The 20,259-nt window shown below is 61.8% G+C and carries 16 protein-coding genes and 2 pseudogenes; 14 read left to right on the top strand and 4 right to left on the bottom strand.

The window, feature by feature from the left end; translation table 11 throughout:
- Window positions 1–133 precede the first annotated feature (133 nt).
- The 10 genes and pseudogenes from ACFPMG_RS11375 to ACFPMG_RS11420 all read left to right on the top strand — a co-directional run bounded on the left by ACFPMG_RS11375 (window position 134) and on the right by ACFPMG_RS11420 (window position 12,970).
- Window positions 134–946, top strand: coding sequence for an amino acid kinase family protein (locus tag ACFPMG_RS11375; protein WP_376995240.1), 813 nt, complete (start codon window positions 134–136; stop codon window positions 944–946).
- Window positions 947–959: 13 nt separating this feature from the next.
- Entirely contained in the window at window positions 960–1,805 is an 846-nt protein-coding gene (locus tag ACFPMG_RS11380) for an amino acid kinase family protein (RefSeq protein WP_376995241.1), read from the top strand.
- Between the two features lie 915 nt (window positions 1,806–2,720).
- Window positions 2,721–3,632 (top strand): recombinase family protein, encoded by a 912-nt coding sequence (locus ACFPMG_RS11385; RefSeq protein ID WP_376995242.1) that lies wholly within the window; start codon window positions 2,721–2,723, stop codon window positions 3,630–3,632.
- 24 nt (window positions 3,633–3,656) lie between these two features.
- A pseudogene (locus ACFPMG_RS11390) lies at window positions 3,657–3,811 on the top strand (transposase); the annotation flags it as partial.
- Window positions 3,812–4,147: 336 nt separating this feature from the next.
- Window positions 4,148–4,711, top strand: coding sequence for a D-sedoheptulose-7-phosphate isomerase (locus tag ACFPMG_RS11395; RefSeq protein WP_376995244.1), 564 nt, complete (start codon window positions 4,148–4,150; stop codon window positions 4,709–4,711).
- A gap of 167 nt (window positions 4,712–4,878) precedes the next feature.
- The gene (locus ACFPMG_RS11400) at window positions 4,879–5,115 is read left to right on the top strand and encodes a hypothetical protein (RefSeq protein ID WP_376995245.1); all 237 of its coding nucleotides are present in this window, start codon (window positions 4,879–4,881) and stop codon (window positions 5,113–5,115) included.
- A 229-nt stretch (window positions 5,116–5,344) separates the two neighbouring features.
- Complete coding sequence (locus ACFPMG_RS11405; protein WP_376995246.1) at window positions 5,345–6,046, top strand: DUF4214 domain-containing protein; 702 nt, start codon at window positions 5,345–5,347, stop codon at window positions 6,044–6,046.
- A 13-nt stretch (window positions 6,047–6,059) separates the two neighbouring features.
- The gene (locus ACFPMG_RS11410) at window positions 6,060–10,217 is read left to right on the top strand and encodes a glycosyltransferase family 4 protein (RefSeq protein ID WP_376995247.1); all 4,158 of its coding nucleotides are present in this window, start codon (window positions 6,060–6,062) and stop codon (window positions 10,215–10,217) included.
- Between the two features lie 111 nt (window positions 10,218–10,328).
- Entirely contained in the window at window positions 10,329–11,066 is a 738-nt protein-coding gene (locus ACFPMG_RS11415; protein ID WP_376995248.1) for a glycosyltransferase family 2 protein, read from the top strand.
- Between the two features lie 101 nt (window positions 11,067–11,167).
- Window positions 11,168–12,970: a glycosyltransferase family 61 protein gene (locus tag ACFPMG_RS11420; RefSeq protein WP_376995249.1), complete on the top strand. Its 1,803-nt coding sequence runs from the start codon at window positions 11,168–11,170 to the stop codon at window positions 12,968–12,970.
- A 77-nt stretch (window positions 12,971–13,047) separates the two neighbouring features.
- Here ACFPMG_RS11420 and ACFPMG_RS11425 read toward each other — a convergent pair.
- Window positions 13,048–13,242: pseudogene (locus ACFPMG_RS11425) on the bottom strand (IS5/IS1182 family transposase); the annotation flags it as partial.
- A gap of 268 nt (window positions 13,243–13,510) precedes the next feature.
- Here ACFPMG_RS11425 and ACFPMG_RS11430 point away from each other — a divergent pair.
- Complete coding sequence (locus ACFPMG_RS11430) at window positions 13,511–14,884, top strand: sulfotransferase family 2 domain-containing protein (protein ID WP_376995250.1); 1,374 nt, start codon at window positions 13,511–13,513, stop codon at window positions 14,882–14,884.
- 25 nt (window positions 14,885–14,909) lie between these two features.
- Here the strand turns inward: ACFPMG_RS11430 and ACFPMG_RS11435 are convergent, their stop codons facing one another.
- The 3 genes from ACFPMG_RS11435 to ACFPMG_RS11445 all read right to left on the bottom strand — a co-directional run bounded on the left by ACFPMG_RS11435 (window position 14,910) and on the right by ACFPMG_RS11445 (window position 18,077).
- Window positions 14,910–16,544 (bottom strand): phosphotransferase, encoded by a 1,635-nt coding sequence (locus ACFPMG_RS11435; RefSeq protein ID WP_376995251.1) that lies wholly within the window; start codon window positions 16,542–16,544, stop codon window positions 14,910–14,912.
- Window positions 16,541–16,933: an HAD family hydrolase gene (locus ACFPMG_RS11440; protein WP_376995252.1), complete on the bottom strand. Its 393-nt coding sequence runs from the start codon at window positions 16,931–16,933 to the stop codon at window positions 16,541–16,543. The genes ACFPMG_RS11435 and ACFPMG_RS11440 overlap by 4 nt, the downstream gene beginning before the upstream one ends.
- Before the next feature lie 481 nt (window positions 16,934–17,414).
- Window positions 17,415–18,077, bottom strand: coding sequence for a DUF1796 family putative cysteine peptidase (locus ACFPMG_RS11445; protein ID WP_376995253.1), 663 nt, complete (start codon window positions 18,075–18,077; stop codon window positions 17,415–17,417).
- A gap of 610 nt (window positions 18,078–18,687) precedes the next feature.
- Between ACFPMG_RS11445 and ACFPMG_RS11450 the strand changes: the two genes are divergently transcribed.
- The 3 genes from ACFPMG_RS11450 to ACFPMG_RS11460 are packed head-to-tail and all read left to right on the top strand — an operon-like array spanning window position 18,688 to window position 20,223.
- Complete coding sequence (locus ACFPMG_RS11450; RefSeq protein ID WP_376995254.1) at window positions 18,688–19,008, top strand: NAD/NADP transhydrogenase alpha subunit-like protein; 321 nt, start codon at window positions 18,688–18,690, stop codon at window positions 19,006–19,008.
- 10 nt (window positions 19,009–19,018) lie between these two features.
- A complete protein-coding gene (locus ACFPMG_RS11455) occupies window positions 19,019–19,903 on the top strand; it encodes a hypothetical protein (RefSeq protein ID WP_376995255.1) in 885 nt (294 codons plus the stop codon).
- A gap of 41 nt (window positions 19,904–19,944) precedes the next feature.
- Entirely contained in the window at window positions 19,945–20,223 is a 279-nt protein-coding gene (locus ACFPMG_RS11460) for a hypothetical protein (protein WP_376995256.1), read from the top strand.
- Window positions 20,224–20,259 lie beyond the last annotated feature (36 nt).

The raw sequence follows: 20,259 nt of genomic DNA on the forward strand, positions 1-20,259 counted from the left end.
AGGTGCCGGGCTGGTGTTCCACTCGGGCACGGCCCTCCTGAAAGCCGCTGGGGAGAGAACGACCCGCCGGGAGGTCTGCGGGCCTGCCGAGGTGGACGGACATGTCTTGGAAATCGAAAGGGAACAGCCCCTCATGACCAGCACGACAGCGGAGCTTGAAGCGCTCCTCATGCAACGGTCACTGACCGACGCGCAGCTTCTGGCGGCGGCGGACGCCGCGGCGGACTTCCGCATCCTGCCGAACGCCACGGTGCTTAAGATCGGCGGACAGAGCGTCATCGACCGCGGCCGCGCCGCCGTCTACCCGCTGGTCGACGAGATCGTCGCCGCCCGCAAGGACCACAAGCTGCTGATCGGGACCGGCGCCGGCACCCGCGCCCGCCACCTCTATTCGATCGCGGCGGGGCTGAACCTGCCGGCCGGTCTGCTTTCGCAGCTCGGCGGCTCGGTCGCCGACCAGAACGCCGCGATGCTCGGCCAGCTTCTCGCCAAGCACGGCATCTCCGCGGTCGACGGCGCCGGTTTGTCGTCGGTACCGTTGTTCCTCGCCGAAGTGAACGCCGTCGTCTTCAGCGGCATGCCGCCCTACAAGCTGTGGATGCGCCCCGCCGCCGAAGGCGTCATTCCGCCCTACCGCACCGATGCCGGCTGTTTCCTGGTGGCCGAGCAGTTCGGCTGCAAGGCGATGATCTACGTGAAGGACGAGAACGGGCTCTACACCGAGAACCCGAAGACCTCGAAGAACGCCGCCTTCATCCCGAAGATCTCGGTGGACGAGATGAAGGCGAAGGGGCTTCAGGACTCGATCCTGGAATTCCCGGTGCTCGACCTGCTGAAGAACGCCCGCCACGTCCGCGAGGTGCAGGTCATCAACGGCCTCGTCCCCGGCAACCTGACCCGCGCGCTCGCCGGCGAGCATGTCGGCACCATCATCACCGCGCGCTGAAGGACCACACGCCATGTCCGACACCACCAACAGCATCAAGCATGTGGCCTCGCCACTCGCGCGCCAGACCCTTCTCGACGGCAGCCTGACCGCCCCGGTCGCCGGCGTCCGCCCGATCCGCCTGCTGCCCTGGCTCCAGGTCGTGAAGATCGGCGGGCGGTCGATCATGGACCGCGGCCACGAGGCGATCCTGCCGATCGTCGAGGAGATCCGCAGCATCCTGCCGGAGCATCGGCTGCTGATCCTGACCGGCGCCGGCATCCGCGCCCGCCATCTGTACAGCGTCGGACTGGACCTCGGCCTGCCGGTCGGCTCGCTCGCCCCGCTCGCCGCGACCGAGGCCGGGCAGAACGGCCACATCCTGGCCGCGCTGCTCTCGCCGGACGGCGTGTCCTACGTCGAGCACGGGACCATCGCGAACCAGCTCGCGGTCCATCTGTCGGCCGCCCGCGCGGTGGTGGGCAGCGCCTTCCCGCCCTATCACCACCACGAGTTCCCCGGCTCGCGCATCCCGCAGCACCGGGCCGACACCGGCGCCTTCCTGCTGGCCGACGCCCTGGGCGCCGCCGGGCTGACCGTCGTGGAGGATGTGGACGGCATCCACACCGCCGACCCGAACGGCCCCGAGGGCGGCACGGCGGAGCTGCTGCGCGAGACCACCGCCGCCGAACTGGCAACGCGGGGCGGCACGCTGCCGCTGGACGGCGCGCTGCTGGAGGTGATGGCGAACGCCCGCCATCTGGAGCGTGTGCAGGTCGTCAACGGGCTGGTGCCGGGCCGCCTGACCGCCGCGCTGCGCGGCGAGCATGTCGGCACCATCATCCACACCGGCATCCGCACCGGCGCCCGCCAGTTCTGAGCATACCCTCGCCCTCCGGCGGCGCAGATCAGGCCCCGATCATCCATGGAGCCCACGGCTCCGCTGATGATCGGGGCGTTGCGGATTGCGTGTTCGTTCTGGATAAGCCCCTTGGTCGATCTGCTTGGCTGGGGAGCCGGAGCCGAGATTGGGGCGTGTGGGAGTTTGAGTTCGGTCGATGATGCGCCGCCATCGGGGTGGAACGGAGCAAGGTCCCTTTTTTGCCGATCCTATGATCGCACTGCGGCGATGACCGACCCGGACGGAGGGAGCAAAAGCCCAGGGCTTGTGACTTTGGGCGGCAGTGTCCCGTTCCGCCATGAACAGACTGGGCCAGCGAGCGAAGGACCACTCTGCCCCCGGATGCAAGGGCTATGGAGCCACCGAAGATGATACTGAAGAAAAGAATTGGTTCCGCAACCGGTGCCATGTTCTGCCACATGTCGTTGCCGGGTAGGTTCGTTTAGAGAAGCCGGTTTCGCGCTGTCGTTGTCGGGTGGTTCGTGCGAAAAGCCGGATTCCTAAGGCTTCGACGTCCTCCCTGCCCCCGTTTTGCAGACCGGATCGTGCGAAATGCGGGCAGTTCATGCGAAAAGCGTCCTTGGGTGGCCTTTGGATTGCTGCCATGTCGTTGATCTGCCAATGATCCGTTCCGGACGAGAGCCGCCGTCACCGCCGCCAGATCCATTCCGCAGCTGGTTTCGCGGGGCTTTCGTCGCCTTCCGCGGCCTCCGAGCAGTCGGCGGTCACTGGCATTTTGTCGCGCGCCAGAACCGCTCAGGTGGGCTTTGATCGGTGGTGGTTTCGCCGTTCCCGGCCCTGCCTCCATGTTCATCCGGGTGGATAAAACCAACCGACATTCTGTACAAGGGGTTCCGGCGGGCATTTTTCCGCCCGAACCGTCCAGGAGGCCCCGTGGCCCTCGTCGCCTATGCCCGCGTCTCCACCGAGGAGCAGTCCACGGACTCGCAGCTCCTCGCCCTCAAGCAGGCCGGCTGCTCGGTCATCTTCGAGGAGCACGCGTCGGGCGGCGACCGCGACCGCCCGGTGCTGGCCAAGGCGCTTGCCAGCCTGAAGAAGGGCGACACGCTGGTGGTGGCGCGCATCGACCGGCTGGCGCGCTCGCTGTTCCACCTGCTGGAGGTGATCGACGGGCTGGGTCAGCGTGGGATCGCCTTCAAGTCGCTGGGCGATCCGATCGACACCACCAGCCCGCAGGGACGCTTTGCCCTGCAGGTTCTCGGTGCCGCGGCCGAGCTGGAACGGGCCCTGATCCGCGAGCGCTCGATCGCCGGGCTGGCGGCGGCGGTCGCGCGGGGCAAGGAACCGGGCAACCCCGGCCTGCGGCGGCGCGACCCGGCGGCGCTGGAGAAGGCCCACCGGGGTCGCGAAACCGCCCGCGACGATCTGGTGGTCGCGCACGCCCAGGCCTTTCTGCCGACCGTCGAGGCCCTGCGCCCGACGGCGCCCTGGGATCAGGTGGTGCGCGCGCTGAAAGGGCAGGGCCGGCTCCGGCCGTGGGACCGCAAGCCGTGGACGCCCAACAGCCTGATCCGCGCCGTGCGCCGGCTCGCCGCGGCGGGGCTGGTCCGCCAGGACATCCTCGATCCGGCCCCCAAGCGCATCGACAGCGACGACCTCGTGCGGATGGTGGCGGGGCTGGCGCTCGCCGAGCCCGGCATCACGCTGGACGGCATCGCGCGCCGTCTGCAGGGCATGGGGCAGCGCACGCCGCGCGGCGGCCTGCGCTGGAGCCGCTCGTCGGTGAAGCATTTGCTCGACCGCGCCAAGGAGCAGGGGCTGGTGTGGAAAGTGGAAAGCGCGTAGCGGTTGGCCCGCCGCTCACGCTGGGTGAAGGCTTTCCTGGAGCGTCCCATCAAGGCGATTGGCCCCACCTGCGGCTCGACGCCGCTTACGTAAAGCTCCGACGGAACAGGCGCATCGTCTCGGTGGCTGTCACCATCGCCGTGGCGGTGAACGCCGATGGCCGCCGCGAGGTGCTTGGGGGTCTCAGGGCATTCCGCGCCCCGCGGCGCATGGCGGCCGGAGACCTCATCACTGCCCTCCAGCTCCACACCAAATCTCAGGACACCATCCCTCCGCGTCGGCTCAAGCGCACTCCTTTTCACGACATGCCGTCAGACGGAGATGCCCTTGTGCCACTCCCATACCTGACGGCGGACGTCGCTGCCTCACCGGCCGCATTGCGGCGAGCACGGATCGAAGCTCGCGCGACGTGGGGCTGCCATCGCCCGAACCCGCCTTGATGCCGTGTCCCCACCCTCCTATAGTTCGGCCGTCGCGCCGGATGCCGGCGCCTTCGGGTCTTCACGGAGTGGTTGATGAGCCTTTCTGCCCACCTCGCCACGGCGGCCGCGCTGATCCAGCGGACGGCCACGCCCGCCCTCGACACGGTGGTGGAAGCGGCGATCACCGCCATGTCCGACGCGCTGCGCGGCGGCCGCCCCCTGCTGGTCTGCGGCAACGGCGGCTCGGCGTCGGATGCCATGCACATCACGGGCGAGCTGGTCGGCCGTTTCCTGAAGGAGCGGCGCGCCCTGAAGGCCATCTGCCTGTCGTCCAATTCGGCGGTGCTCACCGCTTGGGCCAACGATTATGATTACGCCACCGTCTTCTCCCGCCAAGTGGAAGCCTATGCCGAGCCCGGCGGCGTGCTTTTGGGGATCAGCACGAGCGGCAATTCGGCCAATGTTCTGAACGCCCTCACGGCAGCACGGGCGGCCGGCATGGCAACGGTTGGGCTGACCGGGGATGGCGGCGGCAAGATGGCGGCGCTGTGCGACCACTTGATCGCCGTGCCGTCGCGTCACACGCCGGACATTCAACAGGTTCATCTCTGCCTGTACCACTACATCTGCGAGATGATCGAAATGCGGTGCGCCTGACCAAGAAACTTGGGGAGAGGGCAGAGCAAGTATCTTTTTTAAGCAAACGGAATGGAGGATTTGAGCCGATGCGCGAGGTCGATCCTGGAAACCTTCGTATGTTTACATAAATTTTACCATTACCCCCCGAAAAAGATGTGGCCGGAGGCCGATGTGCAGCCCTCCTGATGCAGTTAGAAAACCTTTGGAGGGGAGAATGCCTCCTAAAAGCGATGCGGGCAGAAAATGGTGCTCTTTGCCCGCACGGCTGTGCTTCCAGCGCCTTTCCGGCAAAAGCCTCGGCTGTGCCCTGGCGTGAAGCGATGGACCGGAAACGTTCCGCAACCCGCTTTGAGGAACTCCGCTTCATCGAGGCTGTGCAATTCGATGTCCAGGCATGTCATCCATCCGACATCAACCTCTGACTCCATGGGCATGGCTCTCCGCCGTGTGCGAGGACGTCCCGATGCGCCTATCCAGAATCAATGATGGGGCAGCAACGCACCGAAATAAGACTCCGTTCTCTTCGAGGTTCCCCAGCCTGCAGCCGGTCGGCACCGCTCTGCAGAACGCTCGACGTTAACGGATCTGAACCCTCGCCTCTTTCCTTAGAACCAAACAGTAATTTCGATACCCAAGGAATGGAGCCTGCCTGTGACTGAGAAGATGCCTGCATGCGAGCCTGGAGACATCGTAAGCACGATCCATGACGTGATTTCGAAGGTTCGCAGCCGCAACAACATGCAGCTTCCTCCGGAAGCACCGCACGAGGCGACCCTTTCCCTCGCGGAGGTGCACCGCATGACGGATGCGGAGGCGGTCTTCCACGCCTACATGGTGATCTTCGGGCATGCTCCTGACCTCGGCGGCTTCCGGTACTATGTCAGCGCCCTGCGCCGCGGCACGTTGAGCCGCCGGCAGCTTCTGGACGTTCTGCAAAAGGCGGCATCTCCCAAAGTCCGGCACATCCGCATTCTCCATGACGCGACGGAGCAGGAGCTGGAAGCCAGCGACAGCCGAAGGGACACGACGCGCCTGTTCTACACCCAGGACGACTTCGCCTGCGAGGACGTCAACGAATTCCTGACGAGCGCGTATCATGCCATCCTGAAGCGCGCGCCCGACCCCGGCGGCATGAGCTCTTACCGGGAGGCGATGGAGAACGGCGTGTCCCGATCGGACATCTTGGCATCGTTGCTTGGCTCCAGCGAACATAAAGACCGCCATGAACCCGTCTTTATCCTTGGAATCACTCCAGGCGATCATATCGTTAAGCATCTGTTCAATATGATTGAAGGAATGTCTTCAAACATCATTGTTCTTGAACACCAGTTCCTTACCATTAAGAACAAGTAAGGTGGGCGCCATTATGAAAAAGCTTCTCGTCCTCTGCTTTTTTCCGGCTTTTACCCCACCTGTGAGCGGCGGCGAACTGCGGTTGTACAACATGTACAAGCAGCTCAGCGAACGCTTCGACATCAGCCTCGTCTCATGGACCTATGGGCAGAGCCGCTTTGAGGTTGTGCAGCACAGCGCGGCCTTCCGCGAATACCGTGTTCCAAAGGATTCCTCCTTCGACAGCGCCTATGACGCCTGTCACAAGGCGGGCCTGACCGGGGAACTGGCCGGGGTCGTCTGCGCCATGGTCGGCCGCGGCGATACTCAGTACCATAAGGTTGTCGCCGAGCTGGCGGCGAGCGCCGACGCGGTCATCCACGAGTTCCCCTACACGCTCCCATACGACCGCGGCATCGGATTGGATGGCAAGCCGCGTATTTACAACAGCCACAATCTTGAGAGCGAGATGATCACATCTCTCGCTCATGGAGCGCATGCCCAGGAGGCCATCGACCTGATCAGCCAGCTCGAACGCTCCCTGGTGGACAAGAGCGCGCTGGTTTTCGCGACTTCCCCCGAAGAACTTCTCAAGTTCCACCTGCTCTACAGCGTGCCTCCGGAGAAGCTGCGGCTGGCGGCAAACGGGTTCTCCTCCGCCGAGTTCACTTTCGAGCGCCAGGAAGTCGAAGGACCGGACGCCTACGCCCTCTTCATGGGATCGCAGCACCCGCCCAATGTCGAGGGCGCCCGCTTCATTGTCGAAAAGCTGGCCTCCCAGTTCCCGCGGCAGCGCTTCGTCATCGCAGGCCGTGTCTGCCAGTCCATCGCAAGCGCGCCGGGTAATGTGCAACTCCTTGGCGAGGTCAGCAGCGAGGAGAAAAAGACGCTGTTCCAGCGCGCCTCCTTCTTCGTCAACCCCATCTTCGCCGGCGCCGGCACCAGCTTGAAGATGGTTGAAGCCATGGCCGCCGGGCTTCCGATCATAACCACTGCGACGGGCGCCCGCGGGCTCGGCCTGACCGACGGCGTGAACGCCCTGCTTGCGGAGCCCAACACGTTCGACGCGGCGGTGGCGCGCATCGTGCTCGATCCGGACTTGCGCCGGTCCCTGTCGGACGCCGCCCGGCACGCCGCCATCCAGAACTTCTCCTGGACCAAGATCGGCCAGGCGGTTGCCGACGCGGTCGAGCGTGTTATCGACGCTCCGCCCGTCACCCCCGCCCAGCCGCACCCGCTCGCGCTGGTGGTCAACGATTATTCCGTCCGGAACGCGGTGTCCGGAGGGTCCAAGCGGATCCACAGCCTGCTGAGCGAGGTTGCAAAAGAGCGCTATATCGCCTTCCTCTGCCTCCACGATAAGCCGATCATCGAGATCGAGGAACTGTCGCCGGGCTTCACCGAAATCCGCGTTCCCAAGACGGCGGACCAGAAAGTCTTCGAAGACGGCACCAACAGCCGGAATTGGATTTCGATCAACGACATCTCCGCGGCGCTCTTCTGCCTGGGCAACAACTGGCTGGTCCGGCTGTTCCGGCGTCTCAGTGACAAGGCCGGCGTGGTCGTCTTTTCGCATCCATACATGTCGCCTCTGCTTGAAGCCATCGGAGCCTACAGGGCCGTCGTCTACGAATCCCACAATGTCGAAGCCGACATGAAGGCTGACATCCTCAAGCCCCACAGCGACGGCGAGATCCTCACCGCCTTCGTGCGCAGGCTGGAGGATTATCTGCACGAACGGTCGGACGTGGTCATCACCACCACGGCAGCCGACAAGGCAGCCCTGCAGGCGCGGCACCCGGACATCCCTGCCGAGGTCGTGCTGAACGGATGCGAGGTGCTTTCCGAAATGGATGCTCGGGCGATCCTCGCCGAGCGCCGGACCAGGGATTTGTCGACTGGCTTCCGGGCCGTCTTCGTCGGCAGCGGGCACCCACCGAACGTCGAGGCCGCGAAGACGCTGTGCGAAAGCGTTCTCCCTCGCTTTCCGAACATGCAGTTGTGGATCATCGGCTCCGTGGGCGAGTCACTGGGCGCCTACGCGGACATGCCCAACCTGCGGCGCTTCGGCGTGGTGTCAGACCGGCGGAAGCACGAGCTTCTGCTCCAGGCCGACATCGCACTCAACCCGGTGGTCAGCGGCGGCGGCTCGAACCTCAAGCTCTCGGATTATTTCGGCTATGCCCTTCCGGCGGTGTCGATGGCGGACGGGGTGCGCGGCTTCACTGTCGAACACGGCGTGGAGCTGCTCATTGCGCACAGTGGCGAGCAGTTCGTCGAGGCGATCGGTAGCCTTGTCGGCGATCCGGACGCCCGGACGGCGATTGCCGAGGCCGGCTATCGCTTCGCTATCCGGAACTTGGATTGGAAGCGCCTCGGAAAATCCTATGAAGAGGTTCTGGGTCGGGTGACGACCACCCGGTCCGGCAAATCGCACCGTATGCTGGTGGTGACGTACCGCTACACGGAACCGTGCCTGGGCGGTGCGGAGGAATACCTCGTGCGCTTGCTCAAGCGGTGCACGGAACTGACCGGCATGTCGATCGATCTGGTGGCTCCGGACGTCGGCCACATCACCAACATCCACCATTTTGCCTCCACCTACCAAGCAACCCAGACGAAGCCCGAGCGTCTGTTCGCGTCCTTCGTCGACAAGATCGCACTCTTCCCACCCGCCCCCATCGATGACGCCATGCAGAAGGCGGCGGGGGAACGGCTGTGGCAGGTCTGGATGGCCGAGCGGCGTCAACTGGGCCGGTCCGCCGCCGGCCAGATGCCCACCTCCTGCCTGCTGGGCGGCTGGTACGACGCCGAACTGCATGACCACACCTTCCACCGCTGGTCCAGCAACCAGGCGGACATCCACGTCGCCCAGGGGGTGTCCGGCATCCGCCTCAGTGGTTGGCATCCGGGCGCGGTCGAGGTCGACATCCAGGTCGACGACGACCCGCCCGCCCGCCTGACGCTGCGGGATGACTTCTCGTTCGACCTGGCCTTGATGCCGGACACGAGCCACCGCGTCAGCCTGACCATGCCCACCCGCCCGGCGACCGGAGAAGACGTGCGTCAGCTTGGCATCCTGCTCAAGAAGCTCGAAATCGTGCAGGGACGGCAAGGCATCTGGCGGGAGGTCCCGCTGGAACAAGGCTTCGAAATGATCTGGCGGGACATCGACTCCGCCGGCTGGATCGACGCCCTCCGGCAGGTGGCGCAAGCCCGCTCCGCCGTCGACGAGGAGGCATTCCTGCGCCTGCGCGGCCCACGCTCGCCAGCCTTGGTGGATCATGTGCGGGCGGTGGCCCACGAGTATGACGTCGTCCTGCTGCAGGGCGTGCCGTTCAGCAACTCGGTGGATGTGGCGCAGGCGATCCGCAAGGCGGGCGTTCCGCTCATCGTGCTGCCCCACTATCATGTCGACGACCAGTTCTATCACTGGCGCCAGTACTACGAGCTTTTCACCGGCGCGAATGCCGTTCTGTCCTTCTCGCATTGGGTCAGCACCCACTTTTTTGCCAAACTTGGGGTGAACGCCCCGGTGCTGCCGGGCGGTGGCGTGGAGCCCATGGAATACTTGGCGCGCGGGCGCCAGTCGGAGGAGTTCCGCGCGTTCCGCAACAGCGACAGGCCTTATTTCCTGGTATTGGGGCGCAAAACCGGTTCCAAAGGCTATCGCACGATCGTGGAGGCTCACCAGGAGCTGCTGCGCAACACCGGTCTTTCCGTCGATCTCGTGCTGATCGGACCAGACGAGGACCGTCTGGCGCTGGAGGGGCAGAACATCCACTATTATGGCCGCCTCAGCCGCGACTTGGCCCTTGGCGCATTGGCCGGCTGCGTCGGGCTCGTGACGATGAGCACCAGCGAAAGCTTCGGCATCGTCCTTGTCGAGGCCTGGATGAGCGGACGCCCGGTCATCGCCAACCGGCGTTGCCTGTCCTTCACCGAACTGGTGGAGGATGGAAAGGATGGCCTGCTGGTCGGCAGCATGGGCGAGGTGACACAGGCGATGGCGACTCTGCTGTCCAACCCGGAGCAGGCCACCCGGATGGGAGACGCCGGTCAGAAGAAAGCCATGCGCCACTTCACGTGGAGCACCGCAGCCGAGCGTTTCCGCGACATCGTTGTCGACGTCTGCGACAATAAGGGACAGACCAAGACAGCTTGGAATATGGACGAGGGGACTTTCGTCTAGCTTTTCAAGTGAAGCAACAAACGGATTGCTTGCCGAACCGGTCCATCAGGTCCATGAAGAGTGGCAGATGAACCGGTTCGCCCGGTGTCGATTGGGAAAGGGTGTCTGACAGTGATCGTGATCCCGATGGTGGGTTTGAGCAGCCGGTTCACCAAGGCTGGCTACAGACAGCCGAAATACATGCTGCCGCTCGGTGGGCGCAGCGTGTTCAGTCACGCCGTTGACAGCTTTTCCGCCTACTTCGCGACGCAACCATTCCTGTTCGTCGTTCGCGACGTCCAGGACACAGAGGCTTTTGTGAAACGCGAGTGCGCGGCGCTGGGGATTGCCGATGCCCGGGTGGTTGTCCTGCCCGAGATGACGCGCGGCCAGGCGGAGACGGTCATGGAAGGGCTGTCCCGGACCGGCTGCGCGGATACGGATGCGGTGACCATCTTCAACATAGACACCTTTCGGCCCTCCTTCCGCTATCCCGATGCCTTCGACGTCACTGCCGTGGATGGGTACCTGGAGGTTTTCGAAGGCAGCGGAGCGAACTGGTCCTATGTCCGGCCGGATGCCTCCCGCCCCTATGGTGTTACGGAAACTGCGGAGAAGCGGGAAATCTCCAACCTGTGCTGCACGGGACTTTACCATTTCCGAAGCGCCGTCCTCTTTCAGGCCGCCTACCAGGCCCAGGCCGGCTTGCCGGCGGAAGCACTCCAGGGCAGCGAGTTGTATGTCGCTCCGCTTTACAACGAGCTGATCCGAAACGGCCATGACGTCCGATATGCCAAGATACAGAAGAAAGACGTTATATTTTGCGGAGTCCCTGATGAATACGAAGCTCTTTTGAAGCAGGAATCTTGAGAGCAACCAAAAAATTCCGGTCCGGCAGCCAAATCTGTTTATTCTCTCGAATCCAGACCGGGTTTCATCCACGCTCTAATCCCGAATAATAGGAATAGGCGATGCTGAGTCTTGATGATATTCAATTTCTAAAGGCATTGACGAGCAACGATGCCGGCTATGTGAAGGATTATTTCATCAAGGAAGTTTCCGCAACGGTTCAAGACGACGGTGCGGATCTTGTTCTCAACGCCTATATGGCCTTCCTTGGAAGAACGGTCATCCGAAATGGTTTCAGCGTACTGGCCATTGATCCGTCGGACACGCGGCCATTCGAAGTCATGATCGCCGGATCCAACCCGGCACACAATTTCTATGGGGTGGTCCCGGCGCCGCATCGCCCCAACGCGTCCCTGCTCCTGGATCGCCTCCAGCGGGAGCGCCGTTCCGATTGCGCCCTGTACCGGATGAGTCTGTCTGAGGCGCTGGGCGCGAAACTTCTGCGGCCCGCCGACCTGATCGTCTTCACCAACATCCATGATCCCGCCACCGCCTATGGCGATCTGCGCACGGTTTCCCAATCCGTCGCCCGCCCGCTCGCCCGCGTGGTTCTCCACGGCGCGCACGACGCGGTAACCTCCCTCGTCGACCGGCTGAGCGATGAGGACGCATCCCCGGAATGGGAGTTCCTCCACTCGGCAGCGGATGGTGGGACGATGCGGTTCGTTTCCCTGCGCATCAAGGCATCATCCGAACCGATGGATCGCGGCGCGGTTGGCACGCGCCTGGAACTGGTCGGCTTCGATGCCCTGGGAGATCCGGTCGATGCCGCCGAACTGACGCGGCACGAGGATCGGTATGCTGAAATTCTGCCGGCGGGCTCCATTCCCAACACGGCGTCGGAAGCGAGCCAGGACGCCTCCGACGCGAAACGGCCCCATCTCCACTACGATGCCTTCCGCTGCGCGCACTTCCGCGGCGCCCGCCTGATCGGGCATTCGGGCGTTCTCGACCGCAACGGCCGCCTGTTCTCCGGAAGCCTGTGTGCCCAGAAGGAGATGGTGCGCGAGGGACACTATTGGGAAATCCCATACATTGCTCCGCACAAGGACGGTGGCTATCACGTGAACGTGGCGGCGGTCGGTCAGCACTGCTACAGGAAGGCGCTGCTGCTGACACAGGCTTGGGAGGAAAATTATCAGCATTGGCTGTTCGAGATCCTTCCCCAGGTGACCGCCGCCTGGCAGGCCGGGGTCGACACGGTGATCGTGTCGTCGGACATCCGGCGCTACCAAAGGCGGGCTCTGGAGTTGTTGGGGTTTAGTGGCGATAGGGTCGTGACCCACGATCTGACGCACACGATGTATTGCGACAGCCTGCTCGCCGGATCTTTCACCGCCTTCAACATGGGGTGGGTCCATCCCGAGGCGTTCGCCGTGTACGATCGCTTGGTGGAGGCGACGCGGGAGACGGCAACCATCGAATCCCCCGAACTCGTCTACATTTCGCGTTCAGACGCAGAGTGGAAACGGCGCCTTCTGAACGAAGCAGAATTGATCGAGCGCCTGTCGCGGCTTGGCTTTGTCGCCATCAACCCAGGCGCTCTGGATTTCGACAACGAAGTTCAAGTGCTGTCCAAGGCCAAGATCATCGTTGGCGCGGTGGGAGCCGGCATGTCCAACATGGTGTTCGCCCCGCCCGGCATCGATGTAATCGCCATTCAGTCTCCGAGCTTCGGAATGACCAGCCGCTTCTTCCCAATGGTCGCCAGCATACGCAGCCAACGCTGGCACAGCATTATGAGCGTTGCGCTGAATCCGACGGCCAACGACGTCGCGGTTGGACAGAACGACAACATCAACATCATCGTCGACATCGACGCCGTTGCCGCTAAAGTAGAAAAACTTCTAGAAAATATGGCGTGATAGGCAAGGCCAATGGCGGTGCCGACCTGGGAAGACCTGGGCGCCGGCGGGTTGCATGCCTTGGCGTGACGGGAGAGCAAAGGGCGGATGGCGGCGGTGCGGTCGGCAGCCTGACCGTCCGTCGACGGAAAGGCAAGCGGCTGACCGTGCGGATCGCTCAGGGCATGGATTCTGGTGGTTTGTCCACCATGGGACCGCTCGATGGCCTGGCCCCGCTTTCCCCTTTGCCGCCGTTCACCAAACGATGGACACACCGCCGTGGAGTCGATCATCGTCAGTCACAACTGCCCGTCGTTCTTCACAAGCCCCCGTCCCCAAGGCTTTGTCACAACGATTCCATCCAGGAGAGTCCCTTTATGGGTCCGGGCATTAAGAAACAGAGTCACTCTCTATAGAATTGAAATTTTTGGCGACGTGTTTCGCAAAGTGCGGTAAAAACTCTCCAGCAAGGTTCGTGTCCAAAAAATTGATCGTCCATTTTCTCGCTCCGAGGGAGATTGGGCAATCAAGCGAACTGTCTTTGAGGCGGTGATGGGCTTTATGAAAAGTGCGCTGAAGGCTTTCTCCAAGAGCTGTGCCCCGGACATCAATCCAGCTCCAAGGATAAATGATTCCGATACAGTTGAGTGTGCGCATCCTCAGCCTGCGTCAATCCCGCGAAATGATAGGTTGTGCTTTCTGCACATTCCGAAGGCCGGCGGAACCTCGATCGGTGGGTTCTTCGGAAAATTCTTCCACGTCAACGAAATCAGCACCCTTCTGTCGCCTCTCGACCTTCAACGGATGCCGATGAGCGAGTTGCGGAATACCCGCCTCCTGCGCTCCCACGCGGTGCAGACCGCTTACCAGATGTGCGGTCAGGATTTTCGGACGATTTCGTTCGTCCGCCAACCGGTCGAACGGGCGATTTCCCACTTCAAGCATTTGCGGACCTTGGCCGACAGCCTGCCGGACTATCGGATCTTCGCCGGCATGGACCTGTCCACGTTCCTGGCAAGCGAAGCCGGGCGGGCCGAGATCATGAACTTGCAATGCAGCCTCTACGGCATCGGGGGAACCGTCGCAACCCCCTTGCTCGTCAACCCTCATGGCTGGCAGCGGCCTTCGCTGATGGACCGGCTCGGCTCGCCGGAGATGCTTGAGGATGCCTTGGCGTTCGCAAACACGCTGGACTATGTCGGCACCATCGAGAACTGGCTGCACAACATCAGCGCCCTATGCATGGACATGAACTGGCCCGTGCCGGAGCAGGCGGATTTGCATCGCCTGAACGAAGGCCAGCTCAAGCTGACCGAAGTGCGGAAGCAAGACCTGGCCGAAATCGAACGCCTTGTCTCCCTCGACCTCGAACTCTACGCCGCCATTGAAGCGCGTGAAACGATGGAAGCGCAAAAGATCCAAGAACAGCTCGAGGATGCCAGAGAGCGCTACGAATCAACAGGCAACCGAAGAGAATCCCACTATTATTGGAATTTTGAGAACTCCTTTTTTGCCAATGGCGTTTATCAACGTGAATCCGGCGTCGTAAAGAACGCCTTTGGAAGAGAGGATATTGGGGCAAACCTCAACGGTCGTCGTCTTTATTCATACTGGGGTGGCGAAGACATCGCCTTTGACGCTTGGCTAAACCCGGGAAACGACTACCGTATGCGCGCCTGCTTCGACTTTTTGGAAGGCTTTGAATTTAGCAAGGTTGAATTGTCTATCAACGGCACCATAATCGACCGGGACTCCTGGCAGACAACCTTCGGCCGCGAGATGATGGTGGATGCGGCGATTCCTGCACGGCTTCTGAAGGAATCAGGCTTTGTCCGCGTGCGTTTCACCTGCCCCGGACAGGGGCGGCGGGTTCCTGGCGATTCCCGGCTGCTCGCCCTCCACATGCAGTGGATTGAGCTTTTTCCGGACCGCTGATCCCGCCCCCAAGCGATAAGGCCGATCACACGATGGCGAGGCTATCCGCCCGTGCGCCCTGCGCAACGAGTGTGTCGTAAAGCCGCAGCGCGTTCGCCAGCATGGCCATCTGCCGTTGCGGATGGTCCGCGTGCAGGGGCAGCATGGAGAGGAAAAACAGGATCGAGATCGGCAGGCTGGCCGCGTCGTGCAGAGTCAGCCCACCGAAGCGGGTCCGCAGGAACTCCTCCTGGATCTCGCGAATCCGCCCTTCCGTCGGCAGAGCGAACTCGATCCGGCGATCCGGGCGCACGTCAAGCCGGTACTGACCGGCGATGATGAAATCATACAGACCAACCACCGAATGATGCAGCTTCGCGAGGTCGTACCGCCGATCGCCGTAGATGGTCGGCTCACCCCGGCCGTTCAGGGCGCGCGGGTCGATCAGCTTTACGCGCTGCGTCCGGAAGTCATAAAGGATGTTGCTGAAGCACAGATCGCCGTGGATGACCCGGATGTCCTGCTCCTCCGGCGGGCGGACGGCGGCGGCGGCGGCCTCGGTGATGGCCCGCAGGGAGGGGAGCTCCTGCCCGTTCAGAACCCAGTGACCGTCCAGATCCAGGCCGGTGTCGGCGGCGAAGCGCTCCAGGCGCTCCATGGTCTTTTCCCGGTACAGCGTCCGCGTGGCCTCGATCTCCTGAGTCGCCGCTTCGGGCTGGTAGCCGCTGCAAGCCGTCACCCATTCGTCGAGCGCCCGGAAAATGGAACGCCAGACCACCTGGGGCAGCCGGCCGAACACATAAAGGTCGCTCAGCGGCAGGTGATGCAGATATTCGACCTCGTAGCTGATCTGGGACGTTTCGGTGGATACACCCAGCAGATGCGGCGTGAAGGTCCGCAGGCGCGGCGGCAACTTCTCATACCAGGCGGCTTCCGCGAGCATCTTGCGCGCATCGTGGCTCGACTTGGCGACGACGCGGCCGGTGATCTGCAGATCGTTGAAGGCCCGCTGCGTGGTCATGCGGGTGCGCGACTGGTAGTAGGTCTGGAGATGGCCGAAGTCCATCCAGGCGCCCGTCTTGATGGGACGAAGGCGCCGGCTGCCGCTGTAACCCATCAAGCCGGCAATGAAGTCACCACGGGCGCGCGTGATCGACTGCACGAGCAAGTGGCTGCTTGAAAAGGAGAAATAGCCGCTGAGATACTGGCGTCCGGTTCCGGTGGTCGGAAACTCGTCCATCACGGCCGGCAAGCCCTTGTCCTCGTCCCGCCATTCGGCCCAGAGATAATATTCGTCGGTCGAATCAACCGAGACGACGTCCAGCTGCGGGAAGTCGATGTCCTCGATCAGGGTATCGCCGTGCAGGATGCGCAGTTCGCCGTCACCGGGCGCCGTGACGTTGAGCACGAAGACCACCGACTCGCCCAGCCGGAGATTGTCCGGGACCCGAACCAACTCGACCCCAAGATGCTCAAGCTTCGCCAGGTCGAACTCGTCGGGAGTGAAATCCTCGGGAATGGACAGAAGAAGACGGGCCGGATTGGCCGACCGCAGCCGCTCAATCTGCCGTTCGTAAAGGCGTCGGTTGCCGACCGGCAGAAAGGCCGGCGGCAGTCGCCCGAACTCGGCGACGAACTCCGTTCCCACATAGGCGCCTGACGTGATCAGAACCGTCGTCATGCCTCCACCTCCACGGCGGACTCGGCCTCCAGAAGCCGCTTGATTTCTTCCGGACTCAGCCGGGCGAACTCGGACGGCCGGATGCTGCGGTCGTCCACATAGAAGCCCTCGGTGCCGCACCAGGGCTTGCCCACGACAACCTCATCGTAGGGAACGCCGTGCCGGTCCAGCCAGTCGAGGATGCCCGGCAGCGTATGCACGTTGATGCGGCCCACCACGCCACCGTAGGTGCGCATGTTCCGGCTGGTATGAATGACGATCTCGAAGCCGGCCGCCCGATAGGTTCGCAGCTTGGCGATCACCTCATGATTGGGCGCCTTGTCCGGATAGTCGGTGTCCTTCGAATCGAAAGTCAGGGTGCCATCGAGATCGATGATGAGCCGTTTCATCAAACAACCATTCATCCAAGTGGAAACAGAGCAGAGATTAGATCTTATGCCTTAATAAAGCATAATCTTTTACACCTCTATGCAGAAATTACGCGAAAAATAATCTGATACAGAATCGGCATTTTGGCAATTAATTGGATTGATATTAGAAAAACAAAAAGATTATATTATGAATATTAAAAATATACAGTAAACTTCCCGTAAAAACTTCTTCTTCATTAATAGCTAAACGTCTTATTAATATAAAGCTCACCTCCAGGCTAATAAATACAATAGAAAGCCCCCCTCCTCCTGCAAATAGGAATTAATTCTAGATCAGGTAATGGCCTTACGGTCATAAATTCTTCAATACAGTTGTCGTAATTTAGAAGCTACCCGATAATGGTTAACGGTTTGTTTAATATTCGGTATCATTGAAAAGCCATGCACTCACAGGCAACAGCTTGACCCTACGCTATCTTATTGAGTGTCAAGGCGAACTTTAAAAATCCGCAACAGCCCGTTTCAGAGCCTCCTCCCACCCCCTGAGCGATCCCGCAAAATGAGCCTGCTCCCCTCCCTCACGATCACCGTAATCGATTATTGAAGGAGAAACCCAAATGGCACCGTCCTCTGCAGACACTTGACGCACGCCTTCATCTGTAGCGTTAAAGACTGCAAGGCGGAAATTGAGGCCAGGAAACGTGCGGCGAATTTCAGAGGCAATAGCAGCGTAGCTAGATGACAGAGCATAACCCTTAGGGCGCTCAAGCCAATCATGCCCACCATCTCTGTTTACGACAAAAATAGCCCTTTTTGTGGAGCTTATGTCGTCAAAGAAACGGGAAGACAAAAAAATATATTTACTCCTAACTGATTCTATCTCATCTTGCCAAGAACCAGATATCGCTCCATTATTACTTCTGATAAAATCGTGATGATGCAATATTCTATACTTTTTATTGATAACAGACTTCCCATCACCGACTATTTCCAAATTTTCACATGTTAAATCTATTTCGAATCGGTTCCTCAATATAGAAGACACTGATTCTATAGGCGTTATCAACCAGTCGAATGGATACGACTTATCAATTCCAAAGCACTTTCTTAGATTAAAAGTGATCTCACAATTTGTTCCAAGGCTAATAATTGGAAAATCCATATCCACACCATTCAGACATATGCTCCAGTTTCACGCATAATAGAGATAAATTGAAAATTTTCAATATAAATCAGTGCCTATTTTGTAAATGCTATCTCTTTGTGTGCATGTTTAGGAGATGCTCAACAAGTATCGCATACGTGAGCAGAAATGCATTCGCATCGAGCTTTCATCCTACCGGTCTATGTGCTCAGACAAGATATGATGGCTCATACCGCCGGGCCTAAGAGCACGGATCAAAACCATGCCTTCATGGCCCCAAGCCATTGATTTCGCTCGGACTGAACGAGGTTTTGATCGGCACTCTAAGCCTTGAAACATGAGCGTCAGGGGTGGCTGGTGAAGAAGCGTAGACGCTCCGGTGCGGCGGTATCAGCCCTTCACCGCTTCTTCAACAGCTCCAGTTCAGTGGTATCAGACGGCCCGAATACCTAGCCTGCACTGCCAACTCGAAAAATCAGAGCGCTGCCAGAATCAACCTTGATCAAATCTAGAATATAATCCTATAATAGGCCTGCAGGCAGGTCCTGCACGCCCGCACGGCCTCCCGTGTGGGCTTTTTTTTACCCGGCCTCGGCCGGCTTCGATCACCCAACTGAAAGGCGCCTGAATGTCCCCCTTGATTGGTCTCAACGATGCCATGGGCCGGGCAACCGCCGGACTAGCCCGATCCGACACCAGCTTCGCCGTCATGCTGGCGGCTGGACAGACCAAGACCATAACGGTGCCCGGCGGCGCGCGTGTGATGCTGCTCAACGCCACCGGCGACGTCTGGGTCCGATTCGGCGCCGCTGCCGCGGTGCCGGCCGCGGACGTGCTGGACGGCTCCGCCCCGGAACTGAACCCGGTCGCCCGCGATGTTGCCGGACTTTCCATCATCGGGCTCGCGGCGCCGGCGGCCTGCACCGTCAACCTCGTCTTCTATCAATAAGGGGAACGCCATGGTCATCGGCCCCTATCACACGCCGGCGCGCGCTCCCCTCCCAAACCTGTCGGGTCTGGCGCCGCTCGCCAGCCCGGTCTTTTCCGGCCAAGTGCAAATGCCCGCGGGCAGCGCAGCGGCCCCGTCCCTGGCCCCGGCCGGAGACGGCAACACCGGCCTCTTCTCCCCCGCCGACGACACGCTGGCCCTGGCGACCAACGGAAAGCAACGCCTGACCGTCGATCCGTCGGGCCGTACAATTCTCAATCACACCACCTCCCTATCCGGAGCATTCAGCGCCACCGGACGTCTCCAGGTCATCCAGGACGGGAACCCGTCAGCCACGTTATGGCGCTTCAACGGCACCGACGTCGGCGGCGCCTACGTCTTTTTCGAACGCTCACGCGGTTCGACCGTGGGGCAGAACGCCCTGCTGCAATGGGGTGACGGCATCGGGCAACTCGCCTTCAACGGAGCGGACGGCACCACCTATCACCGCGCCGCCATCCTGGGTGTCGACGTGGACGGTGCGGCGGCAGTGAACAGCATGCCCGGGCGGTTCGTCTTCTACACGACGCCGAACGGCTCGACCAACCCCATCGAACGCATGCGCGTCGCGTCCGACGGCACCATCACGCTGGGGCAGTACCCCGGCGCCGAAAGCCTGCGGGTCATCCCCACCAGCGGCGCCGTAAACCGGATCGACGTGACCGGGGCCGTTTCCGGCGGCGCGCCCAGTCTCGCGGCCTCCGGTGCGGACGCCAACATCGACCTGACGCTGACGCCGAAGGGAAGCGGACGCCTCCGCTTCGGCGCCTACACCGCCGCGAGCGGGCTGACCGCCTCCGGTTGCATCGAAGTCAAGGATGCCGGCGGCACCGTGCGCCGCCTGCTGGCCGCCTGATCCCCGCCTTCCAATCCCCACCTTTTCCAAGGAGTGCTCCCATGGCCCTGTGCAAACCGGTCGCCACGCCCTTCGGCGTGACCGCCACCTATCACCACGTCGCGGTGCTGCAGACCCATTTCCGCGAGGGCGTTTGCGACATCGTGCTCGCCAGTTACGTGGACGAGGCCGCCCGGCGCACGGGTTGCCAGCCGCTCGGAACCCTGCCCGGCCTGCGGCTGACGCTGGTGGAACTCGGGGCCTCCGCCGAGCCGAGCCGGGCGGCCGTCTACGCCGCCCTGTCCGGACGCCCGGAGTGGGAGGGCGCCACCGCCGGCTGATGCCGCGACGGCCGTTCCTGTCTTGACCATCCTCCG

It is taken from the genome of Azospirillum himalayense (assembly GCF_042657465.1).
Classification (GTDB): Bacteria; Pseudomonadota; Alphaproteobacteria; order Azospirillales; family Azospirillaceae; genus Azospirillum; species Azospirillum himalayense.